The organism is Paenibacillus oryziterrae, from assembly GCF_042610485.1.
Lineage (GTDB): Bacteria > Bacillota > Bacilli > Paenibacillales > Paenibacillaceae > Paenibacillus_AQ.
Genome location: NZ_JBGJZO010000004.1, coordinates 1 through 23,711, shown reverse-complemented (window position 1 = coordinate 23,711; position 23,711 = coordinate 1). Strand labels below are relative to the sequence as shown.

Genomic DNA, 23,711 nt, shown 5'->3' with positions numbered 1-23,711 from the left:
GATGAAAGCTATACCCACGGTGCCTATCTACGGGATTTCCGTTAGCAAACTTGATTTGAAGGAAACAGTGGCCTATTTAACTGGAGTAATTACTTCCCGGAGGCCGCATCAGGTAATTACAGCCAATCCGATCATGGTAATGAGTGCACTTGAGAATCCGGCTTACATGGAGATCATGACCTCAGCAGAATTGGTGGTTCCGGACGGAACAGGAGTGGTTTGGGCGGCCCAGCACTGTGGTAATCCAGTTAAGGAGCGTGTAGCAGGTTTTGATCTCCTACATGAATTACTGAAGGCGGGAGAAAGCTATCAGTGGAAGGTGTATCTGCTCGGATCAACCGCTGAAGTAATCTCTGAGACAGCCCGAAGATTACAATTGCAATACCCTGGTATCGTGATTGTCGGCTTCCGTGACGGCTACTTCGGACCGGATGAGGATGAGGCCGTTGTGTCTGGAATTATGGCTGCCAATCCTGATATCTTGTTTGTTGCCCGCGGGGCGGACAGCCAAGAGCCGTGGATCGCCAAATACAAGTCCAAGCTGGCCATCCCCGTGATGATGGGTGTGGGTGGAAGCTTTGATGTCATCTCCGGCAAAAGCCGCCGGGCGCCCAAAGCGTTCCAAAAACTGCGGCTGGAGTGGTTCTACCGGCTGCTGAAGGAGCCGACACGCTACCGGAGAATGCTTGCGCTGCCGAAATTCGCATTAAAAGTACTGCGGGACAAAGATAAGGTCACAAAAGTTGTGTAATATGACGATATTCCCTGTGAAAATGCAAAAAATAGCCCAATTTCAGAATTGGAATTTACTTTTACATCAGCGTATAATTCAATGCGGTAGAGAAATGGGGGTCGACTGATCAAATGTTAATCATATACATCGCCGGATTTATCGTGTGCATGGGTCTCGCACTATGCTTGACACCACTGGTGAAGAAGTTCGCCATCAAGGTTGGTGCCACAGATGTGCCCAATGCCCGTAAAGTGCATACGAAGATTATGCCTCGCCTTGGCGGATTAGGTATTTTCCTGGCGTTTGTGTTAGGCCTCTTGGCCGTGTTGCAATTTATACCGTATGATTTCACTCCACGGGAGGCTAACTTCATCAAAGCGCTGCTTAGCGGCGGCGGACTGATCGTATTGCTTGGAGGTCTGGATGACCGTTTCGAGCTGTCAGCCAAGGTGAAGCTGCTGGGCCAGATTGCTGCAGCCAGTATTGTCGTATTCGGATTTGGAATTACTGTGGACTTTGTAAATATCCCTTTTAATAATACGTATTCTACGCTTGAAACTTGGATTTCCATCCCGCTGACCATTTTCTGGATCGTTGGGGTAACGAACGCTGTGAACCTGATTGACGGACTGGACGGGCTGGCAGCCGGTGTATCCGGTATTGCGATTGCTACGATTGCTGTGATGGCTCTGATTATGGGTAATGTCGCGGTTGCCATGTTGTGTATACTGCTCCTCGGCAGTATTGTAGGCTTCTTGTTCTTTAACTTCCATCCAGCGAAGATCTTTATGGGCGACGCCGGATCACTGTTCCTGGGCTTTTGCCTCGCTATGCTGGCCTTGCTTGGATTTAAGCAGATCGCGGTCGTATCCTTTATTACACCTTTGCTGATTATCGGTGTTCCGCTGTCAGATACATTCTTTGCTATTGTGCGCCGTAAGCTGCAGAAGAAACCGATATTTGCACCAGACAAAGGCCATTTGCATCACTGTCTTCGCGAGCTCGGCTTTAGCCATCGCCAGACTGTGCTGATCATTTACGGCATTGCTGCTTTCTTCGGAGTGTTGGCCGTTATCCAGTCTTCTGCTGCACTCTATGAAGCGAACTGGGTAACCTTTGTGGTCATCTGCGTGATGCTCTTCTTCCTGCAGATCGGTGCAGAGATTACCGGTCTCATCGGCAAGACGAAACGTCCGCTTCTCGATTTCATTATGAGAATGCGCGTGAAGCTTGATCCGGAGAGAAGTTCCAAATCTTAGGACGCAACGATATTATTTTTGTAATTTTTACCTTAAACGACTAAACTCATCCACTTTAGGATGAGTTTTTTGTTTATATTCCTAAATTTACTTCGGGACTAAACCGATAGAGAAGAAAGAGGGTAACAAGAATATGATTCTAAAGGAGAGATATACACATGCAACGCATCAAGAGACCTTTCTTGTGGCTGCTGCTGGCAGCTATGGTCGTCTCGCTAATTCCGGCGGGCTTGGCCAGACCCGTCTCGGCAGCAGTAACATCAACACAATACTTCAGTCCGGACGACAACGATCTTAGAAGCACCATTTCACTTACCCAAAGTACACTTACTCGTGCGGCTGTATATAAAACAAGTAGTAGTATCATGACGATAACAGGTTCATTCTCTCAGGTAACGGCTTCCACGATGAAGGTCAAAGTGGAACAGCTCACTCAGAGCGGAAGCAATTGGGTTACTGATTCAGCGCATGTCATTCTAGGCGCCGTGAATGTAGACTCAACCAATGGACTGGGCAACCGCTTCACGACCAGCGGACTCAGTTTGTTCTCCGGCTATAACAAAATCACCTTCTCCGGGATGCAGGGCTTGCTTGAGCGTTCGGAGTCGTTCTATGTTCTATATGATCAAATTCCGTACATTCAATCCCTTCAGGTAATCGGCGGAGGAAGCAATGCGATTAACCTCAATGAAGGAACACAGGTTGTCGTTTCGAATCCTTCGGTTACACTGAAAGGACTTGTAGCCAATGCTACCAAAGTAACCGTAGCGGTCAATGGCGGTACTGCGTTGCAGACAACGTTGTTGGAAGACGGTACCTTCTTCTCGCCAGCGCTTGCCCTTAAATCCGGTAACAATAATATGGTTATTGTAATCCAGAATGCTTCAGACTCCATCACAATCAAGCGGTCTCTGTACTATTTCGATCCAGCTAAACCGTTTACGGATCTTAAGATTGTGCAGGGAGACGGGTCAGTGGCGAAACCGTTTATTGTGAGTGATTTATTAGATGGCACCCCTACCATAACCAGTGCTGAGGACGGAACTACGCATATAATCGGTCAGGTGCTGGTGCCCTACAACAGTACTGACTTTGAGAATAATGCGGTAATTACCATAAATAACAGCGCTACACCTTCAACCTTCAATATTCTGAAGTCCTATGGTGTGGATGCTACTACGGGTAAGTGGGTTGAGAATGTTGGCGATAAGAATGATGAGATTATCATTCCAGCTGCTGATGGAGTAACCCCTGCCTATCGTTTGGTAACCTTCAGAACGACTTATGTAATACCCGCTTCTTCCACACAAGTTATTGTGGGTGTTAAGTACACTGCGGGTAATTTTCAGGCATCCAAATTAGGAACGTATAGCTACTTGCCAGGGGAGATTGTGATCTCCAAACTGTATTATCTTAAAGGTTACTCCGGAACAGGCGATGTAGCATTAGCCTCCAAGTTAGCTCTAGATAAGGCACAAGTAGATTCCGGTAACTTCTATATCCTGGTCAAAGGGAACACCAACCTAAGTGGCAAAACCTTATCAGCTGCTTATCTGCCGCTTAGTCCCAATCTAGTTAGTCTAACACCTGTCACTGTAGGGGTAACGGGCATAGGTACTGATGAACAAGTGTATCAGGTTACCGGCTTCTCGACAGGACAACAATCAGTTCGCTTTAAATTCAATGGTTCAGCTTCGAAGACGGATGTAACGATCACCTATGTAACCAAGAGTTATATCTATGTGGAAAGTTTATATGACGGACAGACCTATTCGTTTAGCTCGGATATGACTAACACGTTATCCATTAAAGGTGAATTTCTTGGCTTCGAGAACATTGAAAGTACACAAATGTTTATTAACGGCATTTCGGATTCTGTGACGATGGATTTGGGAGTAACTACTACTCAGACAAAATTTAATAAAACGATGCCTATTCAACAAGCGGGTCCATTGGTATACGGAGAGAACACTATTGTTCTGGTCGGAATATCTAAGGATGCACTCGGTAATCGCCGGGAAATCCGAAAAGAGCTCCGTATTTATGTAATTGATACTAATGGTTCTACCTTGAAATCCTTTCACCCGGTCTTGAAGAACGGGCCTGCTTTTACCTCCGCCAAGCTAAGCGATTATACGGCGGATGCCCTTGGCAAGATTCTGAATCTGACGACTGATTTCTTGTATAAAGATGAGAAATATGTGACCAATCAGCAGGACTACGATATTGTGCTGCGGGGTGGCGGGGCAACCATTCTGAATATTTATGATGGATCCCAGATTATGTTCTCCACCAACGTATCAGGTGCCGGAGAAATGCTGAAGCCAGCTTATAAGTTAATACCTGTAGACAGCTTTACTTATGGTAGCAAGACTTATGGTTATACCTATGCAGGTAACAGCTCAGACTTCATGCTTCGCCTTACCGGCTTCAAATTTGATGCCCCGGGAAGCCATGTGTATACTCTCGAGCTGATTAACAGCACCGGAGCACGTACCACGCAGCGCCTTGAAGTGCAGCGTGAAGTGACACCTTACCGTATACTTTCTCCGGTAGCAACCGTAGGCGATCAAATCGTAGTGAACAAGAACTTTGTTCGTTTCGATATTGAAGCCGAAGGTGCAACGAAGGTAATGATCGATAAGTATGAAGCAACGAAACGTGCAGACATTAAAGACAGATTTGTTTATGATTTCGTAGGTTTGAAGCCGGATAAGGCAACAGCAATCAAAATTCAGATTATCCGTGCAGATTCTACACTGAATGCTACCGTCAATGTCTACTATGCTAGTGCAGTGCAGATCGATACACAGTATATGGCGGAGAAAGTGGCAACGAAGTACAGTGTATTTAACAAGGGACTAACACTTAGTTTCCCGAAAGGAACCCTGATGAAGGGTTACACGACCTCCGGGGCGGCTAAATACTATCCGGATACGAAGCTCTTGTTCGGTATCGCCGATCCGAAGGATGGTGTCGTGGAACGTAAGAATGACTATGGCAATACCATAAATGTCGATTTGGATGCCAGAACGCCATTAGGCGCGACAGGGATTGATATCCCGGATGAACTGACCCAATACTTTACGTCCAATGCTTCAACCATTAATTTCTCCCGTGTATCCGATATTTATTGGATCAGCGGTGGTCTGGGTGAGAAGGGGAACAAGGGAGTTACAGGCTATATTGCCGCAACTAACGGTCTAGCGCCTTATTCCACAGAAGGATATTTCACCCGTTATGATTATGAACGCAAAATCGTTCCTTCCCAGCGCGGAGAATTGACTCTGTCCTTCGGCAACAACATTGTTGATGAGGTTGGATCTACCGTAACAGTATTTAGATATACAGACAAAGGAGTCTGGGAGAATGTTGGCGGTGAAGTAGATACGAAGAGTCATACGGTTACCGTTCCATTTGATGAATTTGGATATTACACCGTCATGAAACTTCGCCGTGGATATAACGATATCACCAACCATCCTTGGGCAAGAAACATCTTGAACGGCTTGTACTCCAAAGGTATTATGGAGAATCTGCGTGCGGATCAATTCGGCGCAGATGACACCACAACCCGCGGTGAGTTCGCTACGCTGCTCGTAGAGGGACTTAACATCCCGCTGGATTACAATGAAGATCAACAGACCTTCTTCGATATCGTGCCAGAATCCAGTGCAGCCACATGGGATTACGCTCATATTGAAACAGCAGCCAGAGCCGGTATTGTCACCGGGCTAAGCGACGGATTCTTTGGGGCTACCATCTCGCTAACCCGTGAGCAGGCAGCCGTGATGATTGCCCGGGCGCTGAAACTTAAGATGTCTTTGAATAACGATAAGTTGTTAACCAGTCTCAGCAAATCGTTTGTGGATACTGGCAGCATGGAATTCTATTCCCGCCCTGCGATCGAGGCCGTCTCCAAGGCGAAGATCATGGAAGGGAATCCGATTACCGTCACCGGACAGAAGAAGCCTGTATACAATTTCAATCCAAAGGGTAAACTGACAAGAGCAGAGGCAGGCAAAATCGCTGTAGCGCTCTTGCAGAAGAGCACGGCAATCTTCCCTAAGAACTTTAATTAACGGGACTTTAGACATGCCGGTCTGCGAATATACTCGCAGACCGGCATTTTTGTAATATTTTGTGCTTCCCGGAGACATTAGACTTTGTAATATGCGGCGGGATACGGTACAATAACGTATACACTAATATGTTCTGAAAGGTGAAAGCCATCGATGAAACCGATTTTATCCAAAGCACAACTGGATTACACAAAAGCGAAGAACAAGTTCGAGAATAGAGCCAAGGAAATGGAGAAAGTCATTGCCGCCAAACGGGCAGTAATGGAGATTACCCAGGAGGTTATGGAACAGCTCGTGCAGGAGACAGGCTTCCACGATGCATATAACGATCTGATCGTTGCCGAGAATTCGCTCATCGCCTGGTCCCATACCACCATCAAGCATGAGAAGACCTACAAGGACAACAAGGAAGCAATTGAGAATCTCTATGCTAGTGTGAATTCGAGCACGGAGAAACGTCAGGAACTCATTATGCTGTCCATGAAGATTCGCTAAGATATAGGTATATAGAAGAAAAGCGCCGCTGCCGGCGCTTTTTTTGCTGTTAACGATAGAAAAGTCAGCGTTTGATAAGGGTGAATATGGGTTATTTACTTAACAAATATTGTAGGATGACGCTCTTTGAATCGCCATGCTATACTGATTCCCGTAGCCAGCCAGTACTAGAAAGAGTTTGAATCACTAAAACTTCACTGTACGTAGGGATGCTACGAGGTAACAAAGATAACAAGTTTGAAATTTTTTTTGCAAGAAGCGCAACTTTTAGAAACCATCTGCGTTTAAGATGTAGAGTCACAGTACAGCGGCCCTATAAGCGGCGATGTACGAAAGCCGAACCCCCAATTGGGAAGATTTAGCTTTACGTGACTAGAGGCACATAGTATAATGCTAAGGTAGAATTAGCGTTCTACTATAGGTATGCCCACAATGTGGTTTACCAGTTTCTGTGATACCCGTCACAGACATTATTTATACTTACTATGCTCAACTCGGGAAAGGGGGTGCATCGGCTAATGAGTGACATGAGCTACCCAACTAAAGAAAATACCAAGTTCATGATTGTCCAAGGAGGAGAAAAAAAGGTTATGAAGAAAATTTTATCCGTAGCATTATCTACAGCAATGGCATTCTCGATGTTTGCCTCTGTGGCGTTTGGTGAAACTGCAACATCTGCAGACGCACAATTTACAGCTCTTGCAGCGAAAGGTATCGTAAGTGGATTCCCAGACGGTCAAGCTCATCTTGAAAAAGACTTGACTCGCGCTGAGTTCGCGAAAATCGTAGCTAACCTGTTCGACCTGGACACAACAGCTACAACTACAACTTTCAAAGACAAGAACTATTCCACACACTGGGCTAAAGGTTTCATCGAAGCTGTTAACAAATCAGGTTTGATGACTGGCAGATCCGCAACTACTTTTGATCCATCCGGTAAAATCACAGTTCAAGAAATCGCGACTGTATTGGCTCGCGCTTTGAAACTGGAAGTACCAACAACTGGCGTTGACAACAATGCTGCAACATGGGCTAAAGGCTATGTTCAAGCAGTTATCAACAAAGGTCTGATGGCTAAAGAATTGACTTACACTTCAACTGCAACTCGCGCAGTAGCAATCGGCGCAGCTTATGCAATTGATATGGATCAATCCAAGCCAGCAATCGCTTCTACTGAAGCATTGAATGCAACTACTGTATTGGTGACTTTCGCTGACAAATCCACTGCAACTGTTACATTGACAACTGCACTTGTGGAAAACGTTGCTACACCATTCACTTTCACAAACAAAGGTTTTAGCTATTCCAGCACAGTAACTTTGCAATCTGCTAAGGTTGTATCTGTTACCACTCCAGCCGGAACAAAATTCTTGGTTACTTATAACAAAGTCTTGAATGAGGCATCTGCTGAAACTGCTGCAAACTACCAACTGAATGGTTCAGCAATTCCAGGATCGCCTACATTTGAACTTCAAGCAGATAAGAAATCAGTTCTGATCACTATGCCAGTTCTTAACAAACTGACAAATAATACTGCGTATTTGTTTGCTGTTAAGGATGTTTTGACAATCGAAGGTAAGACAGTTCCTACCTTCTCTACTGCTCTGACATTTGCTGATACTACTGCGCCAACACTTGGAGCTGTAAGTTATACTTCTAACACACAAGCTAAAGTAAGTTTCTCCGAAGGTATGACTGCTTTGGCTGGAACAGCTGTTAAAGTATACGATGGCACAACTGATGTAACTGCAGCAGGACTGCAATCTGTTAATGGTATCGCTGCTAATGGCGACACAGATATTCTGGTTGATCTGACAAATGCAGAAGTTAACAAAACTTACACAGTAAAAGTATTCGGAGCATTGGATTTGTATGGTAACTTCGCTGGAACCCAAACTTTCACTGTTGTAAGAACTAATGCTGATGTTGTTAAGCCAGTTGTTGAGAGTGTAACTGCTGTTTCACTGAATACTTTCAAAATTAATTTCTCAGAGAAAGTAATTACAGATGCAACTACTCCAGCAAATGGATATGGTGACTTCACAGTAGGCGGATATACAGGCAAGCTCATCGCGGGTGGCGGTGTTACTTCTGTAACACGTAGCACTGATGGAAAAACTTTGACAGTAGTTCTTGCAGCACCTGCAACAGCAGGATTGAATGCAGTAAGTGTTAACAACTTCTTTGATGCATCGGCAAACAAACAAACCACTGCGTTTGTTAAAGTTGTTAACTTCGCAGTTGATACAACTGCTCCTGCTGTAACAAAAACAGAAGTTATTGGTGACTTCCTGTATGTTACTTTCGATGATACTGACGTTACTTTGAACGCTGTTGCCAATGCTTTGACTAGTGTTAAACGTGTTGATAACAATGTTGAGTATGCAGTAACTTCATTTGGAACCGCTGCTGTTTATGACGCAGATGGTGACCTTAAAACTGACACAATCAAAGTTTCTTTGGCTGGACAAAGTAAAGGTGTTTACACAGCTACATTGCCAGCAGGTATTGTTCAAGATAAAGCAACTACACCGAACACTTCTGCTGCTAAAGTGATTACATTTACTTGGAATGCATCTGCTTCTACTGCTAAACCAGCTGTTCTGGATGATGCTGATACTACAAACGGAATTTCCAACGGATATACTGCTCAAGTAGCAGCTACTCCTAACGAAATCGTTGTAACATTTGATAAACCAGTATCCGCTGCTACAGCTTTGAATGTGAACAACTACCTAGTAGATGGCGAAACTGTATTTGAAAAAGCAATCTTCGTTGGTAATGAATCTACAGTTCGCTTGACACTTAAGCAAGATGCTATCTCTGTATCTGCAACTCGTGCATTCACTATTAGAAACGTAGCTTCAAGCGCTGGTGTTGTAATGGATTCCATTACGTTTGCTCAACCTTTCGTTGAGAATGTAGCGCCTGCTTTGAAATCTGCACGTCTCCTTAGTGGATCAACAATCGAAGTTAAGTTTACTGAAGCTTTGGCAACTGCTACTTTGACCGGTGGATCCGTTGTTGACTTCGAAGTTTATGTTGGTGGTGTAAAACGTGAAGCTGTTCCAGTTGCTAATGTAGGTACTACTGCTGGTGACACTTTTGTAATCACGCTTACTAATGCATTGACAGTCGATGATCTTGCAAAAGATATCCAAGTTAAACTTCTCTCTTCGACCGATGCAACTGATGCATCTTCGATCAATAATCATGCAAAAGGCGATGTAACAATTGCTGTAGCTAAGTAATTTGAATAGACTCTAAAAGTCTAGGGATGCCCTGCTGAGAGAAATCTCAGCAGGGTTTTTCTTTATAAATTAATGGTATCGTTGACTATGAATTAATTATTGAAATAAGAAAGTGGTGAGTAATATTAAGATTCAATATAAAATTATTAATGCTGCTTTACTTATTGTGGGAGCCATTACTGCCGGAACCATCCTAACCACCGCCGACGGCGCAAGTGTTGGCTCTCAACCCGGCACAGCCGATGACCCTGTCGTCACCAAAAGCTACGTAGATCAACAAATTCAAAAAGCATTAGGCGGCTCTGTTCCAACAGCTACAACTGCTCCATCCGCAACTCAGGCACCAAGCTCGGGCTCTTCTGGCTCAGATTCTGTAACAATCGTTAACGTCAATCCTGGTCAAACTCTTATCGCCTATGGTGGAGCAGAATTTATTGTCCGCGCAGGCAAAGCCATTATCTATTCCACTGATTCCAATGGTGTTGCCGATCTCACAGATGGCAAGGATCTGACCAATGGGCAAGTTGCTCCATCGAATCACCTGCTCTCGTTCCCGCGTGAAGGCCGGGGAATTACTGTACAGAATGGACAAACCCTCGGGCTTACCGTTATGGTTCGCGGTGGTTATAATCTGCAATAGCTTTATTTCTTCCTATATATAATCTAGGATGTCCTTATTGCTTACGAAACATACGTACAGATTACATTTCCATACCTCCCAACCATTAACGGGGTTGAAGGGATTCTGCCGGACGCACAATATTCCTGTAATCTATAATTTATCAGGAGGTGCGCAATTATGGCACGTAATAATCGCAAGGTGGTACCAGAGAGTAAACAGATGCTTAAGCAGATGCAATATGAAGTCGCTTCCGAGTTTGGCCTGTATGGGTCAGCGATGGGTGGCGGCGCGGATACCGAATTCGCTTCGGAACTTGGAGCTTCGGGTTCTATGGGGATGGGCAGTGGATATCTGGGCCATTTAACCTCAAGGGAGAATGGTTCGGTGGGTGGAGAAATGACAAAACGGCTTGTCCGGCAGGCAGAACAGGCGCTTTTTCGATAAAAAAAGAAGATTAGGTGAATTTTGTGACATCAGTTAATTCCTGGAATTGACACTCTTTCTAAAATGCGTTAATATTCTTTTGAGGAAAACCAACAACCTTTTCCATATGGAGAAGGTTCGTTTTTTTATTAGGCTATAGAAATTGCCATTATTTGAATATGGGAGGTTGAATTCATGTCGATTCAAGGACGCCATCTGTTTACTTCCGAGTCGGTTACGGAAGGGCATCCGGATAAGATTTGTGACCAGATTTCGGATGCTGTGCTGGATGCATTCCTGGCGAATGATCCGAATGCGCGTGTAGCTTGTGAAGTCGCGGTGGCTACAGGTCTGGTGCTTGTCATTGGGGAGATTAGTACCAAATCGGAGTACGTGGATATTCCGGCCATTGTGCGTAGTACTGTTAAGGAAATCGGATATACCAATGCCACTTATGGCTTTGATTATAATACGTGTGCCGTACTCACCTCGCTCAACGAACAATCTGCCGATATCGCGCAGGGTGTTAATGCTGCTCTGGAAGGCCGGGATCCTGCACAGGTTGCCGAAGAGACTGCGAATATCGGAGCTGGGGATCAGGGGCTTATGTTTGGTTTCGCTACCAATGAAACACCTGAGCTTATGCCGCTGCCGATTGCTTTATCTCACCGGATTGCCCGCCGCCTGGCGGAAGTGCGTAAGGACGGTACTCTGCCTTATTTGCGCCCGGATGGTAAGACTCAAGTTACGGTTGAGTATCAGGATGAGAAGCCTGTACGTGTAGATACGATCGTAGTTTCGACGCAACACGCTGAAGAGATCACTCTGGAGCAGATTCAGGCTGATATTAAAGAGCATGTTATTCTGCCGGTGGTTCCTGAAACGTTGCTGGATGGGGAGACTAAATATTTCATCAACCCAACCGGTCGTTTTGTAATTGGTGGTCCACAGGGGGATGCAGGTCTGACCGGACGTAAGATTATCGTGGATACATACGGTGGATATGCCCGCCATGGCGGGGGCGCTTTCTCCGGTAAGGATCCGACCAAGGTAGACCGTTCTGCAGCTTATGCGGCTCGCTACGTTGCGAAGAATCTCGTAGCGGCAGGTCTGGCGGATAAATGCGAAATTCAATTGGCTTACGCGATCGGCGTAGCGAATCCGGTATCCATTAACGTGGATACCTATGGGACAGGCAGGGTAAGTGAAGAGAAGCTGGTGGAGCTGATCCGCAGCAATTTCGACCTTCGTCCGGCTGGAATTATCTCCATGCTCGACCTGCGTAAACCGATTTATAAGTATACCGCAGCATATGGCCATTTCGGACGTACGGATATCGATCTGCCATGGGAACGCGTGGATAAAGCGGAGCTGCTGAGATCCCAAGCTGAGATTTAATTCTATCGCTTTATGATTAAGATGACCCGTAAGAGAATGGCTTCGAAAGAAGTGTTCTTCTTACGGGTCTTTATTGTGCCAGGATATTGAAATATCAAACAGGCTTACCTCGGGACGAAAGAAACCGCTAAACTTTGGAAGCACTTTAGCCGAAATAAACTCTATACATACTGACGAGCTCGAGAGGAGTCTTTAACCGCATGAACAGAAGAACTTCAAGATGGGCGGCACTGTTTCTGGCCGGAAGCTTACTGCTAGGTAATGGAATCCCTTATATAGGAGTACAGGCACCGAAAGCATATGCCGCAGTTGATTTTGCGATAACGTCGACCTATCCGTCGGCTGGACAAACAGAAGTAGGCGTAGCTGAGTATCTTAAGCTGAACTTCGACCGGACCGTTGTTCCAGTAGGCGGCGACGTAACGATAACGAAGCAGAGTACCGGAACTACCTTTGTTTCTGTGCCGCTTACATCTGGGTTATTGGGTAGTTCCACGCAGTTCGATGTGAAATGGCTGTCCAGTCTGCAATTTGAGCCGAATACGACCTACACCGTAAGTATTCCAGCGGGAGCGTTCAAGGACAGCTCAGGCGGGAATTCACTGGCTGCAAGCTGGTCGTTCACTACTGATCCTGCGGTGAACTCGGCGATAACAGCGGGAAGCTTCACACCGATTAACAACGCAAGGGTCAATGGCGGCTCACTTTCTGAGCTGAGCTTTAAACTTAGCAAGCCGGGACTTCTCAAAGGGAGCGGCACAATTAAACTAATTGCTTCCGCAAGCAATACGCCAATTTCGAGTTATATCACATCCAGTGATCCAAGAGTGTCTCTTACGAGTGATGCCAGCGGAACTACAGTGAGACTCGCCTTAACAGGAGTTACGCTAACCACCGGCACCAGTTACTATGTCCTTGTGGATAAGTATGCGATCCGTGATACGGATTTCACGACCTTCGGGGGGATTTCAAGCGGAGCGATATGGAGCTTCAGCACGGAAGGGACGGCCGTTGTACCTGTACCTAGTGTGACTCCAGTCAATGCATCAGCCAATATTTCTCCAACAGGTTCGCTGCAGCTAACCTTTGATCGTCCGATGTGGCCGGGAGGCGGCCAGATTACGGTTTCACCAGGTTCTCTTACAGACAGCAGAGCCCGCAAGGTTAATGTGACTTCCACACAAGTAACAGGTGGTGGCAGCAGAACGATTACAGTCTCACCTGCCTCCTCATCCAGTCCGCTGCTGTACAGCACGACTTACACCGTCACGGTGCCGCCTGGAGCTTTCAAGGATCAGGATGACCACTTGTTCCCGGCATCAGGAGGATCTGCCTATACCTGGACTTTTACGACAGCTTCAAGCCTGCAGCCTCTTGCTCCAGCAACTCTGTCTCCGGCAGATGGAAGTGATTCGGTTGCGGTTAACCGCACGTTCGGGATTACCTTCAACCGGAATGTGATTTATGATAACTCAATTGCTAACGGAGTCGCCCTATATAAGAGTACCGGGGTTCAGGTTCCGATTACAGTCACACCAGGAAGCACGGCCAAGGACTTTGTCATTACGATGCAAGGCTCCACTGTACTCGACAATGCTTCCACCTACTATATTAATATCCTGAATGGCGTATTTACGGATGCCGCCGATCCCCTTACTGTCTATAGTGGGCTTAATGGACAAACGGCGTGGACTTTCACCACAACAGCCGTAGATAGAACGGCTCCGGTTCTTTCATCGGCAGTTCTGGACAATAACCGGACGATACGTTTGAAATACAACGAGCCATTGGATGCTACAACAGCATTGCTGGCATCCAGCTTCCCGGTTACGGTGAATGACGAGTATCGCCGTGTGGACAGCGCAGTTGTATCTGGTGACAGTGTGTATATAACGTTAAGCTCAGGCGTAGCTGTAGGCCAAGTAGTGAAAGTCGGATATTCCGGGGGCAGCCGCACGATTAAAGATCTTAACGCTAATGCTGCAGCCACCTTTGCACTACGGCTTGTATCCAACAACGTGGATTCGGCACTCGCTGCACCTAAAGATGGTGTGGTCTCCGGAACGATGCTGACGCTGAACTTTAATGATTCACTGAAGAGTGTATCTCCTTACGCCTATAGCCAGTTCTCTGTCACGTCTGACGGTTCTTATATTGGGGTTAATTCGATCAGCTCCAGCGGTAGCACAGTTTATCTGTCGCTGAGCAGTGCACCATCTAATTCAGGAGTTGTTCGTGTATCCTATAATGCAGGCTCCTACCCGCTGCAAGACACGTTAGGGCAGAATCTGTCGGCGTTCTCGAATTTCAATGTCCGCAACAGTAATGATGTGGTGGCTCCAGTGTTGCAGACCGCAACCGGAAGCGGCAATAAAATCGTACTTACCTACAATGAGGGCTTGTCCACGACTAACCTTCCGGTGAATAACCAGTTCTCTGTTCTGGCTGGCAGCACGGTAGTCTACGTGACGGATGCTGCGGTAAGCGGTAATCAGGTGACTTTGACACTGCAGACAGCGCTAACCGTGGATCAGAAGGTTACGGTATCCTACGTACCGGGAACCACGGGAACCAGTGATTTGAATAATAACCGGGCCGGTTATATTAACCTGCAGAATGTTACGATGTCGGGAGCAAGTGCTGTTGCGGAGATTAGCTCGGCAACGATTACGGGCGATACGCTTAGTGTTAACTTTAACAAAAGCATGGTAACTACATCTTCCTTCTCCCCGAGCCAGTTCGCGGTTAGAGCTGACAGCAGTAATCTCGGTGTTCAATCCGCTTCAGTGTCGGGCACTCAGTTGAAGATTACTTTAAGCTCGCTGGTGAAGACAGGACAAATCATCGATTTGTCCTATATGGCGGGAACAGGAACGATCAAGGACCTGAATGGTACGGCTCTTCCGTCATTCACAACGCTAAGTGTGCAGAATCTAACAAGCTCAGTGGCGGGTGGCCCGTCCTACTTGACGACGCTCGCGACCGCAGAGTTCGGAGAGTCGATCCCTATGCTGAAGAGTGACTCGGCAAATGCAGTTGGTGATTATTCCAAGTCCAGCCAAGCGATTAACCGGTATAACCTGAAAGCAGACCGTTTAACAGGAAGCTACGAATACCTCTCCAAGCTGGGAACAGCTTCGCTGGTCTTTGAAGTGCCGCAGACAGAGAGTGCCGCTTATGTATCTGTGCCTCTGGCTCCGCTGTCTGCCGCGGTTAACCGCAACAAGAAGGCTGAATTCGCAATCCGTTATGGCGAGAATCTGTACAGCATTGAGCTTGATAAAGTTGATATGTCCGGACTCGTGCGCAGTCTAAGTGCTGATAGCAGCAGTATTTCTCTTCTCCTGCGGCTAGAGAAGGTTCCGACAGGAACCTATACTGATTTGGAAACGAAACTGCAGAATAATGGTCTGCAAAAAATCAGCAGTCTCGTGGACTACCGTCTGTCAGCAATCGCAAATGATAATTATTCGAAGCCAGTAGATTTGACCGCAGCGGGTGAGTACAGTGTGCGGACTACCGCCTCGCTGAACGAACCGCAGGTATCCTTGGCCAGACTGGATACCACTTATCAGGATGCCGCATATCTGCCGACGACCTTTACCAAGGTAGGAAGCTACACCGTCCTTCATGCCAAGACACAGGGGAATCAGGTTATGGGAGCCTTTCTGTCGATTCGCTCCTTCAACGATATGAGCAAGCACTGGGCGCGTACCGCGGTATCGGAACTGGTAACCAAGAATATCATCGACAGCAGCTACGGTTCCAACTACAAGCCGGACCTGAAGATTACCCGCGGGGAGTTCGCGGTAATGCTTGCCCGGGGACTTGGGCTTCAAGGCAGCAGGGAGACAGCGCAGACCTTCCGTGATGTACAGCCTTCGACACAAGTAGGTGACTATATTGGTGCTGCGGCTAAAGCGGGCATTATCCTGGGGAATAAAGATGCTACGTTCAAGCCGAATGCTAATATTACACGTGAGCAGATGGCCCTCATGATGATTCGGGCTATGGAATATACGGACCATCCGATTACACTGAAGGGAACATCCGCTACGGTGCTGTCCGTCTTCAAGGATAAGTCTAAGATCCAGAGTGATGATTTTGTCGCCAAAGCCTATCAATCTGGAATTATCCTCGGTGTATCTGCCGGAGTCTTCCAGCCGCAGGGGAATGCTACACGTGCCCAGGCAGCGGTGATGCTGCAGCGGATGCTGAACAAAGCAGATTATTTGTAACAAGAATTAAGCGTGTTATAACATCAACTATCAGAAATGAGCCGGGTCTTCCTAGGGAAGCCCGGCTTTTTTGTTGCCTGATCCTCTCAGAACTCTATTCTCTTAATCTCTCAATAATCGCAACTTTTTGGCTAAAATTCAGTCTATTAGTAGTGTACTGGGAAAATAGACTTGTCATTTCCAGACTCTGAAGATGATCTAAAGAGAGAGCGAAGAGATGGGAGAGTTCTACTTAACATGAATATGATTTCAACTACATTTAATCGAAAAAAATGGGTTGCTGCATCCCTTGCCGGTGTACTCTGGCTGATGCCGGTTATCGGCAGTGAAGGTATATTTACGGGAGGACCTAAGTACGCACCTGTAGCCTCAGCAGCAGAAGCTGCTTTTTCGGTGAGCAAGCTGGGTGAGGAAGTGATTACTTCCGGCGCCATTAAGATGAAATATAAATACACGGCAACCCGCTCCGGAAGCAGTGTAAGCGGTTTGGCGGATGTCATCCGGGTTGATTTGAACAATCCTTACGTCTCTCTGGATGTTATGACGGGCAAAGGAGGCGCACTTACAACCAAGCAGAGTACCGGAGGCATGGCTAAGGAGACGGGAGCTGTGGCTGCGGTTAACGGTGATTATTTCGTAACCAGCGGAGAAGGATCACCAATGGGAGGACAGATTTCGTCCGGTGTGGTGATGTCTACGCCATCGCAACTGGAAGGGATGTACGCTTTCGCCGTAACGAATGACAGAAAGCCTGTGATTGATGAATTCTCTTTTGAAGGGATGGTAACGGCGGAAGATGGAGCCCAATTCCTGCTGTCGGGAATCAACAAGGGTGCTTATACTCCTGAGGGAGGAAGCTCCAATTACAGCCATGCCCATGCCATGTACATCTATACAGATGCCTGGACGGCTCTGGAGCGCCCAAAGAACAGTTCTACCACACCTACCGAGGTGCTTGTAGAGAACGGTATCATAACGCAAATATCAGCAAATGCGGCGCTTCCTATGGCTGTTCCGAAAGGGGCCTACATTCTACGGACGCATGGACTTGCGGCGCAGTATGTTATGGCTCACCTTGCGGTCGGCCAGCATCTGGACAGCACGTATTCTCTGATCTCTAAATCCACGCAGCAGAAGGTTGACCCGACTAATCTCCAGATGATGATCGGAGGTCATACGATACTGGTGAACAACGGCAAGGCGGCCACCTTCTCCCGTTCCACCACAAGCATTGGCGGTTACCGTGCGCGGACGGCACTCGGGTATTCGCAGGACGGTCGTTATGTGTACGTCATTGCAGCGGAGAAGAATGGCAACAGTGCGGGAATGTCACTGACTGAGCTGCAATCTTTTATGACGAATATCGGGGTGTGGAAGGGACTTAATCTCGACGGCGGCGGTTCGACCACTATGGTTGACCGGCCTCTGGCTGAAACCTCCACAACGCTTAGCTTTAATACGGAATATGGGACCGAGCAGCGCAGTATCGTGAATGGTCTCGGAATTTATACCTCAGCTCCTCAGGGTGAAGTTAAAGGTATCAAAATCAGCGGAAGTCCTGTGCTCCTGATGGGTCAGCAGGCAACCTATTCATTAAAAGGCTATGATACGTACTATAATCCGATTGATGTGGCTGCAGCCAATCCTGCATGGACCTCAACTGATAGCAGTGTTACGGTGAATGCCGGAGTGGCGACGGCTGTGAAGCCAGGCAAGGTTACTTTAAAGGCTGTCAGCGGTAGTGCCAGTGCTACCACGGAAGTTACTGTCATTGGGGGAAATGACCTCAGCAGTCTGAACGTTGGAACAGCCACAGCTCCGCTGGTTGCCGGAAGCACCATTTCTGTGCCGGTGACAGCAGTAACGAAGAGTGGTGCTACCATAACGGTGCCAGCCTCATCCTTGAAGTGGGAGTTCATCGGTTTCAAAGGAAGTGTGCAGGACGGCAAGCTGACGGTAAGCTCTGTGAACACTGGGGCGACAACAGGGTATGCTATTGCACGTTATGACGGCTTTAGCACCGGTGTTGTCCTGTCTGCTGCCACAGCCTCTGTGTGGGAGAATTTCGAGAAAGTAGCCTATCCGCTTGCATTCACCACGAATGCTGCCGGAGTTACAGGAACCGCAGCGGTCATTCCGGGTAACGGGGAACGCGCTGGCTCCAACGTACTTGGACTCACCTATGATATGACCGCAGGCAGCGGTAAAATGTACGCCTACGCCCAGTTCAACGGTACCACCGGCAAATCGGTTCCGGCAGCGGCTACCTCGATGTCACTTGACGTGATGGGTGATAACAGCCTGAACTGGATGCGCGCGGAATTCACGGATAACAGCGGTGCAACGGTGTATGTGGATTTGGCGAAGATTATTGATTGGAACGGCTGGAAGAATATCAATATCGACCTGACAGGCTCGGGCATCAAATTCCCTGCTGTCCTGAAACGGCTGTATGTCGTGAATGTAGAAGAGGGCCAGGATGAGCGTGCCAAGACGGGCTCGGTTGCTTTTGATAATATCAGCTTCACCATGCCTTCCCTTTCAAGTGACGCGGGCCTGCCAACTGGCAAGGTGTCTATGGTCATCGGGCAGAAATCCATGCTCGTCAATGGCACGAAAGTGGCGGTGGATGTAGCTCCTGTCGTCAAAGGAGAGACCACCTATGTACCGATCCGCTTTGTGCTTGATGCCTTTGGCGGCAGCGCAAGCATGGATGCGAGCAAAAGAATATTGGTGCTCCGCGGAGGCAAGGTAATGCAGCTTACGGTGAATAAAACCGATTTCGAACTGAATGGCAAGCTTAAGACCGCTGATGATGCGGCCCTATTGATTCAAGGTAGGACTTTAGTACCACTAAGATTGGTCTCGGAGCAGCTTGGATTGAAAGTAAATTGGGAACAGAATACGAAGACCGTAACGATCGAATCATGATATGTTAATATAAAGGAAACCCTTTAATTATGATCCGATAGAAATGGGGCAAATGTCCGTGGAATACCAGGCAGATGCGATAGACCGCGTCATTAGGAATACGATCGAAGTCATGGAGAACAGCAAATATCAGATTTTTGAAATTTTGCAGGTAGCCCGTGATGAACTTGCCGCGCTGAACAGAGAGCTGCAGCGGGTGATGGATGAGACGGATGAAACCCTCCAGAAGGTGGACAAGCTGGAGCTTCAGTACCACCGCTCCCGGATCCGGCTGACAGAAGTCAGCCGTGATTTTGTCCGTTATACCGAGAAGGACATCCGCGTTGCTTATGAGAAAGCAACGGAGCTTCAGCTTGAGCTGATGATGACACGTGAGAGGGAAGCTTACCTGCGAAGCCGCAGGAATGAACTGCAGATGCGTGTCCGCAGCGTGGAGAGTTCAGTGGAGCGTGCGGAATCGATCGGCTCGCAAATGAGCGTTGTCCTGGAATATTTGTCCGGAGAACTGGGACAAGTGACGCGTCTTGTCGAATCTGCGAAGAATAGACAGATTATTGGGCTTAAGATTATTTTGGCCCAGGAGGAAGAACGGAAGAGAATTGCCCGGGAAATTCACGATGGTCCTGCCCAAATGCTCGCCAATCTAGTCCTTAGGACGGAAATTGTAGAAAGAATGCTGATAAAGCAGGAATATGGGCTGGTGCAGGACGAAATAGTAGATTTGAAAGGGCAGGTTCGCTTCAGCCTGGAAGAAATGCGTAAGGTTATTTTTAATTTGCGTCCGATGGCACTCGACGATTTAGGACTGATTCCGACATTACGGAAGTATGTGCACGACTATGAGGAAAAGACGAAGATACGAACCTCTTTTGAAACCAGAGGCAAGGAGCACCGGCTCTCATCGGCGATGGAAGCCGCAGTATACCGTTTGGTACAGGAAGCGTTGTCCAATGCAGCTAAGCATGCTAATCCGAGTTATGTGTTGGTAGAGATATCCTTCCAAGCACAGCTGATCAAGATTGTCGTCAGAGATAATGGTTTGGGCTTCAACGTACAGCAAATCAAAAACGAACAGAGCAGCCGGGAGAGCTTCGGTCTGGTGGGGATGCGTGAACGCGTGGAACTACTGGAGGGAAGAATGGAGATCGAATCGGCAGAGAATCAAGGCACATCAGTTATCATCCACATTCCAACGAACGTGGACAAAGGAAAGGAGTAAATGAGTTATGGAGAATCAAAGCTCTGGCAAGCCGTCAATCAAGGTATTATTGGCGGACGATCATCAGCTGTTTCGTGAAGGCCTCAAGCGCATTTTGAATATGGAGGGCGACATTGAGGTCATTGGTGAGTGCGGCGACGGGATTCAGGTCCTGGAATTCTGCAATCACACCAAACCGGATATCGTTCTGATGGATATCAACATGCCTACACAGAACGGTGTCGAAGCAACGCAAAAGCTGCGGGAGATGTTCCCGGACATTAAAGTTATTATTTTATCGATTCATGACGACGAAAGCTATGTGTTTGAAACGCTGCGCAAAGGTGCGAACGGTTATTTACTGAAAGATATGGAGGCAGAGTCGCTGATTAACGCTATCCGTTCGGTCTGTGAAGGCCATGCCTTCATTCATCCGAAAGTAACCGGGAAGCTGATTAACCAGCTGCGCCGCATGACTTATCTGAACGAAACCGGGGCTATGGCTGAAACTGTGGTGAAGGAAGCAGGAGTTAAATTTGTCGCTGGCGACAACAACCCGCTTACTCGCCGCGAAGCAGAAGTGCTGCGTCTGATGGCCGAGGGTAAAAGCAATAAGATGATTGGTGAATACCTCTTCATCAGCGAGAAAACCGTGAAGAACCATGTAAGCAGTATTTTGCAGAAAATGGAAGTTGACGACCGCACGCAAGCTGTAATCAACTCGATTAAATACGGTTGGGTAACGCTGTAACGCTGTACTTTACGACTACATAAAAAGAGGAATCCGGTGTTAGCCGGATATACTCATTTTGGACAAGAGTGAAGCTGATCTGAAGTGGATTTAGCAGGAATACCGTGACATAAAGCAGAAGCATAGAGCAGGAAGCCTGTCAGGATTGGGCAGTCACCGACCTTTTTATACTGGCATATATTGTTGGTATACAGAGGAGGTGTGTCTCCATGGTAGCCCAGTTGATCTGGATAGCAGCCGTGTATGCTTCTGCAGTGATCCTTGTTCAAATATTTCGTATCCGTGAGGAATCCAAACAATCCCCAAGAACGGGGAAGTGGATGCATTATGTTCTCATTACGCGAAACCATGAGTCGGTTGTAGAGTGGTATATCCGCGCGCTAGGGTTTCATTCTTTTATCACAGGGAAGCAGTTGCGCCTGACGTTAGTGGATGATGGTTCGAGTGATGATACGATGATGTTAGTTTCGATCATGAAGCGCTCCGGGTATCCTGTTGATTTGCTTACAGATTGTGGCGGTGTGGCTGAACATGGTGGTATACATGCTATTCCCGGGCTGGAAACGGCTGGAGTAGTGGAAGTGGTTAAGGACGGATCAAGGCAAGGACTGGCAGGAATGGTTGGAGCGTTCCAGAACGGACTGGGGCGAGAAACGGACTTTCGGGCTTTTACCGGAGAAGACGAATATTTACAGCAGGGTATGGTGCTTGATCTACGCCTGCCAGAGCCGGTTGTCCCAGTACCTTTCATGCGCATGTCGGGCAGCAAAGGCTGGGGATCACGACGGGGCTTATAATAACAATTGGGTATAATAATGAAAATGACGGGTGAAGCACACTCTCCATGTAATGGGGCAGTGTGTTTTTTTGTGTTTGCTTTTATATAAGAATTCGATAATATTCTGCGCTATTAACTAAGAGTAAGAAAGTTAAACCTGAACAGAGGAAGATAACAGCTTGAACATGGGCAGGGGGAGTGGCGTATATGAAGGCGGCAGTGTATGCAGTTCAGGTAAATAAACAATGGGAGATCCGAATTTCCCTGGATTTGATGGTAGATTTGCTGTGGTATGGCGGGAGTGGCAGGGGCAGAACAGGCGGTGGAGAGAGTAGAGATGGGAAGAGGGGGATTGAGAGTGGAAAGAGTCATGCGCGTGGTAAACATCTAAAGAGTGAAAAGCATGATATGAGTGATATGAGTGGCAAGAGAGATATGAGAGACATTAGTGATAAGCGTGAGAAGAGTTGGGAGTTTGGGGAATGTCTAAAGAGTGATAAGCATGACATGAGTGATGATATGAGTGACAAGAGTGAAATGAGGGACATGCGTGGTTTTTGTGAAAAGAGTGCAGAGGTGCTGGTGGTGTTGTGTGCTTCGATGCCTCTTGGTTGGGCAGTTAAACTTAGGGAATGGTTTGTATTCATCCCGGAAATGCAGCGGTGGGATACGCGGGAGTGGGGGAGCTATGTAAGAGACGTTTTGCAGAGGGAACTGAAAGAGGAGTGTAGAATCCGGAAGCGTGAAAACTTTGTGCCCTCCGGAGTGGACGTGTGTAGTGCAAACTGGCCGGACTCCCAAGTAATCATAGGACACCCCCGGCAGGAGGACGCTGCGTGGATGGATCGGATGAGGGCTATTTATGGCGGATATAGCCCTATTCCACCAGAGCTAACCACGGGTGCTCTGGAGCATGAAGCTGCAGCTGTAACTGAAGCCCTCCGCGGGCGGTCGCTGCTGCAGCCGGAGCTTGAAGCGCTGCTGGGCGAGCGCTGGCCGCAGCTCGCACCGGGCTGGCGCCGCGCGGTGCAGCGGGCGCATCTCCAGGGGCGGCTGCTGCTGGAAGCCGCCGCCGCTGTGCCGCGCCCGTCCTGGGGGCGCGGCAGGGTCCCGCGCGCTGCCGGCTGGCGCGGCGGTGTGGCACCGCGCTGCCTGCGCTGCGGCAGCGCCGCCGAAGGCCGCACGCCTTGCGCGGCGTGCGGCCTTGCGGGCTGCGCCTATTGCGAGGCCTGCCTCGCACTCGGGCGCAGCCGGTCTTGCGCGCTGCTGCTGCGCGGCGCAGCGCTTCCGGCCGTGCGGGGCACGGCCGTTTCGGCCCCCATCGCCACGCAGCGATGGAGGCTAAGCGCAGCCCAGGCCGAAGCCGCCGGGGCAGCGCTGGAGTTCCTGGCGGAACCCCGTGGAAGTTCCGCCATTGCCCTGGATCAGCCTACGAACCTCCTTCGTTCGGCGGCTGATGACCAGAAGCGTTTCAGCGTTCGACCTGGTTTGTTACGTATAATCCAGGCTCGTTTCAGCGTTCGACCTGGTTTGTTACGTATAATCCAGGCTC

The 23,711-nt window shown here is 48.0% G+C and carries 13 protein-coding genes and 1 pseudogene; all 14 read left to right on the top strand.

Going from position 1 to position 23,711, the window contains the following annotated elements; translation table 11 throughout:
• The first annotated feature begins 1 nt into the window (after nt 1).
• Nucleotides 2-751, top strand: coding sequence for a WecB/TagA/CpsF family glycosyltransferase (locus ACAN55_RS06760; protein WP_379130325.1), 750 nt, complete (start codon nt 2-4; stop codon nt 749-751).
• 113 nt (nt 752-864) lie between these two features.
• Complete coding sequence (locus ACAN55_RS06755; protein ID WP_379129892.1) at nt 865-1,992, top strand: glycosyltransferase family 4 protein; 1,128 nt, start codon at nt 865-867, stop codon at nt 1,990-1,992.
• Nucleotides 1,993-2,150: 158 nt separating this feature from the next.
• Nucleotides 2,151-6,074: an S-layer homology domain-containing protein gene (locus ACAN55_RS06750; protein WP_379129889.1), complete on the top strand. Its 3,924-nt coding sequence runs from the start codon at nt 2,151-2,153 to the stop codon at nt 6,072-6,074.
• 153 nt (nt 6,075-6,227) lie between these two features.
• A complete protein-coding gene (locus ACAN55_RS06745; protein ID WP_379129886.1) occupies nt 6,228-6,569 on the top strand; it encodes a hypothetical protein in 342 nt (113 codons plus the stop codon).
• A 518-nt stretch (nt 6,570-7,087) separates the two neighbouring features.
• Nucleotides 7,088-9,820, top strand: a complete 2,733-nt coding sequence (locus ACAN55_RS06740) for an S-layer homology domain-containing protein (RefSeq protein WP_379129883.1) — start codon at nt 7,088-7,090, stop codon at nt 9,818-9,820.
• A gap of 124 nt (nt 9,821-9,944) precedes the next feature.
• The gene (locus tag ACAN55_RS06735) at nt 9,945-10,460 is read left to right on the top strand and encodes a hypothetical protein (RefSeq protein WP_379130322.1); all 516 of its coding nucleotides are present in this window, start codon (nt 9,945-9,947) and stop codon (nt 10,458-10,460) included.
• A 159-nt stretch (nt 10,461-10,619) separates the two neighbouring features.
• Nucleotides 10,620-10,886, top strand: coding sequence for an alpha/beta-type small acid-soluble spore protein (locus tag ACAN55_RS06730; protein ID WP_379129881.1), 267 nt, complete (start codon nt 10,620-10,622; stop codon nt 10,884-10,886).
• A gap of 174 nt (nt 10,887-11,060) precedes the next feature.
• Nucleotides 11,061-12,263 (top strand): methionine adenosyltransferase, encoded by a 1,203-nt coding sequence (metK, locus tag ACAN55_RS06725; RefSeq protein ID WP_379129878.1) that lies wholly within the window; start codon nt 11,061-11,063, stop codon nt 12,261-12,263.
• A gap of 200 nt (nt 12,264-12,463) precedes the next feature.
• Nucleotides 12,464-16,501 carry an Ig-like domain-containing protein gene (locus ACAN55_RS06720; protein WP_379129875.1) on the top strand — a complete coding sequence of 1,346 codons (4,038 nt, stop codon included), beginning with the start codon at nt 12,464-12,466 and terminating at the stop codon, nt 16,499-16,501.
• Between the two features lie 237 nt (nt 16,502-16,738).
• Nucleotides 16,739-19,432: a stalk domain-containing protein gene (locus ACAN55_RS06715; RefSeq protein WP_379129872.1), complete on the top strand. Its 2,694-nt coding sequence runs from the start codon at nt 16,739-16,741 to the stop codon at nt 19,430-19,432.
• Nucleotides 19,433-19,490: 58 nt separating this feature from the next.
• Nucleotides 19,491-20,651 (top strand): sensor histidine kinase, encoded by a 1,161-nt coding sequence (locus ACAN55_RS06710; protein ID WP_379130319.1) that lies wholly within the window; start codon nt 19,491-19,493, stop codon nt 20,649-20,651.
• A 7-nt stretch (nt 20,652-20,658) separates the two neighbouring features.
• Nucleotides 20,659-21,381 (top strand): response regulator, encoded by a 723-nt coding sequence (locus ACAN55_RS06705; RefSeq protein ID WP_379129869.1) that lies wholly within the window; start codon nt 20,659-20,661, stop codon nt 21,379-21,381.
• Between the two features lie 209 nt (nt 21,382-21,590).
• The gene (locus ACAN55_RS06700; RefSeq protein ID WP_379129866.1) at nt 21,591-22,178 is read left to right on the top strand and encodes a hypothetical protein; all 588 of its coding nucleotides are present in this window, start codon (nt 21,591-21,593) and stop codon (nt 22,176-22,178) included.
• A gap of 188 nt (nt 22,179-22,366) precedes the next feature.
• Nucleotides 22,367-23,711 (top strand): annotated as a pseudogene (locus ACAN55_RS06695) (hypothetical protein); the annotation flags it as partial.

Bases quoted from the DNA above. Each gene is read 5' to 3' on its own strand.
- ACAN55_RS06705 (WP_379129869.1), top strand. From the start codon at position 20,659: ATGGAGAATCAAAGCTCTGGCAAGCCGTCAATCAAGGTATTATTGGCG.
- ACAN55_RS06740 (WP_379129883.1), top strand. From the start codon at position 7,088: ATGAGTGACATGAGCTACCCAACTAAAGAAAATACCAAGTTCATGATT.
- ACAN55_RS06750 (WP_379129889.1), top strand. From the start codon at position 2,151: ATGCAACGCATCAAGAGACCTTTCTTGTGGCTGCTGCTGGCAGCTATG.
- ACAN55_RS06745 (WP_379129886.1), top strand. From the start codon at position 6,228: ATGAAACCGATTTTATCCAAAGCACAACTGGATTACACAAAAGCGAAG.
- metK (WP_379129878.1), top strand. From the start codon at position 11,061: ATGTCGATTCAAGGACGCCATCTGTTTACTTCCGAGTCGGTTACGGAA.
- ACAN55_RS06715 (WP_379129872.1), top strand. From the start codon at position 16,739: ATGAATATGATTTCAACTACATTTAATCGAAAAAAATGGGTTGCTGCA.
- ACAN55_RS06730 (WP_379129881.1), top strand. From the start codon at position 10,620: ATGGCACGTAATAATCGCAAGGTGGTACCAGAGAGTAAACAGATGCTT.
- ACAN55_RS06720 (WP_379129875.1), top strand. From the start codon at position 12,464: ATGAACAGAAGAACTTCAAGATGGGCGGCACTGTTTCTGGCCGGAAGC.
- ACAN55_RS06755 (WP_379129892.1), top strand. From the start codon at position 865: ATGTTAATCATATACATCGCCGGATTTATCGTGTGCATGGGTCTCGCA.
- ACAN55_RS06760 (WP_379130325.1), top strand. From the start codon at position 2: ATGAAAGCTATACCCACGGTGCCTATCTACGGGATTTCCGTTAGCAAA.
- ACAN55_RS06700 (WP_379129866.1), top strand. From the start codon at position 21,591: ATGGTAGCCCAGTTGATCTGGATAGCAGCCGTGTATGCTTCTGCAGTG.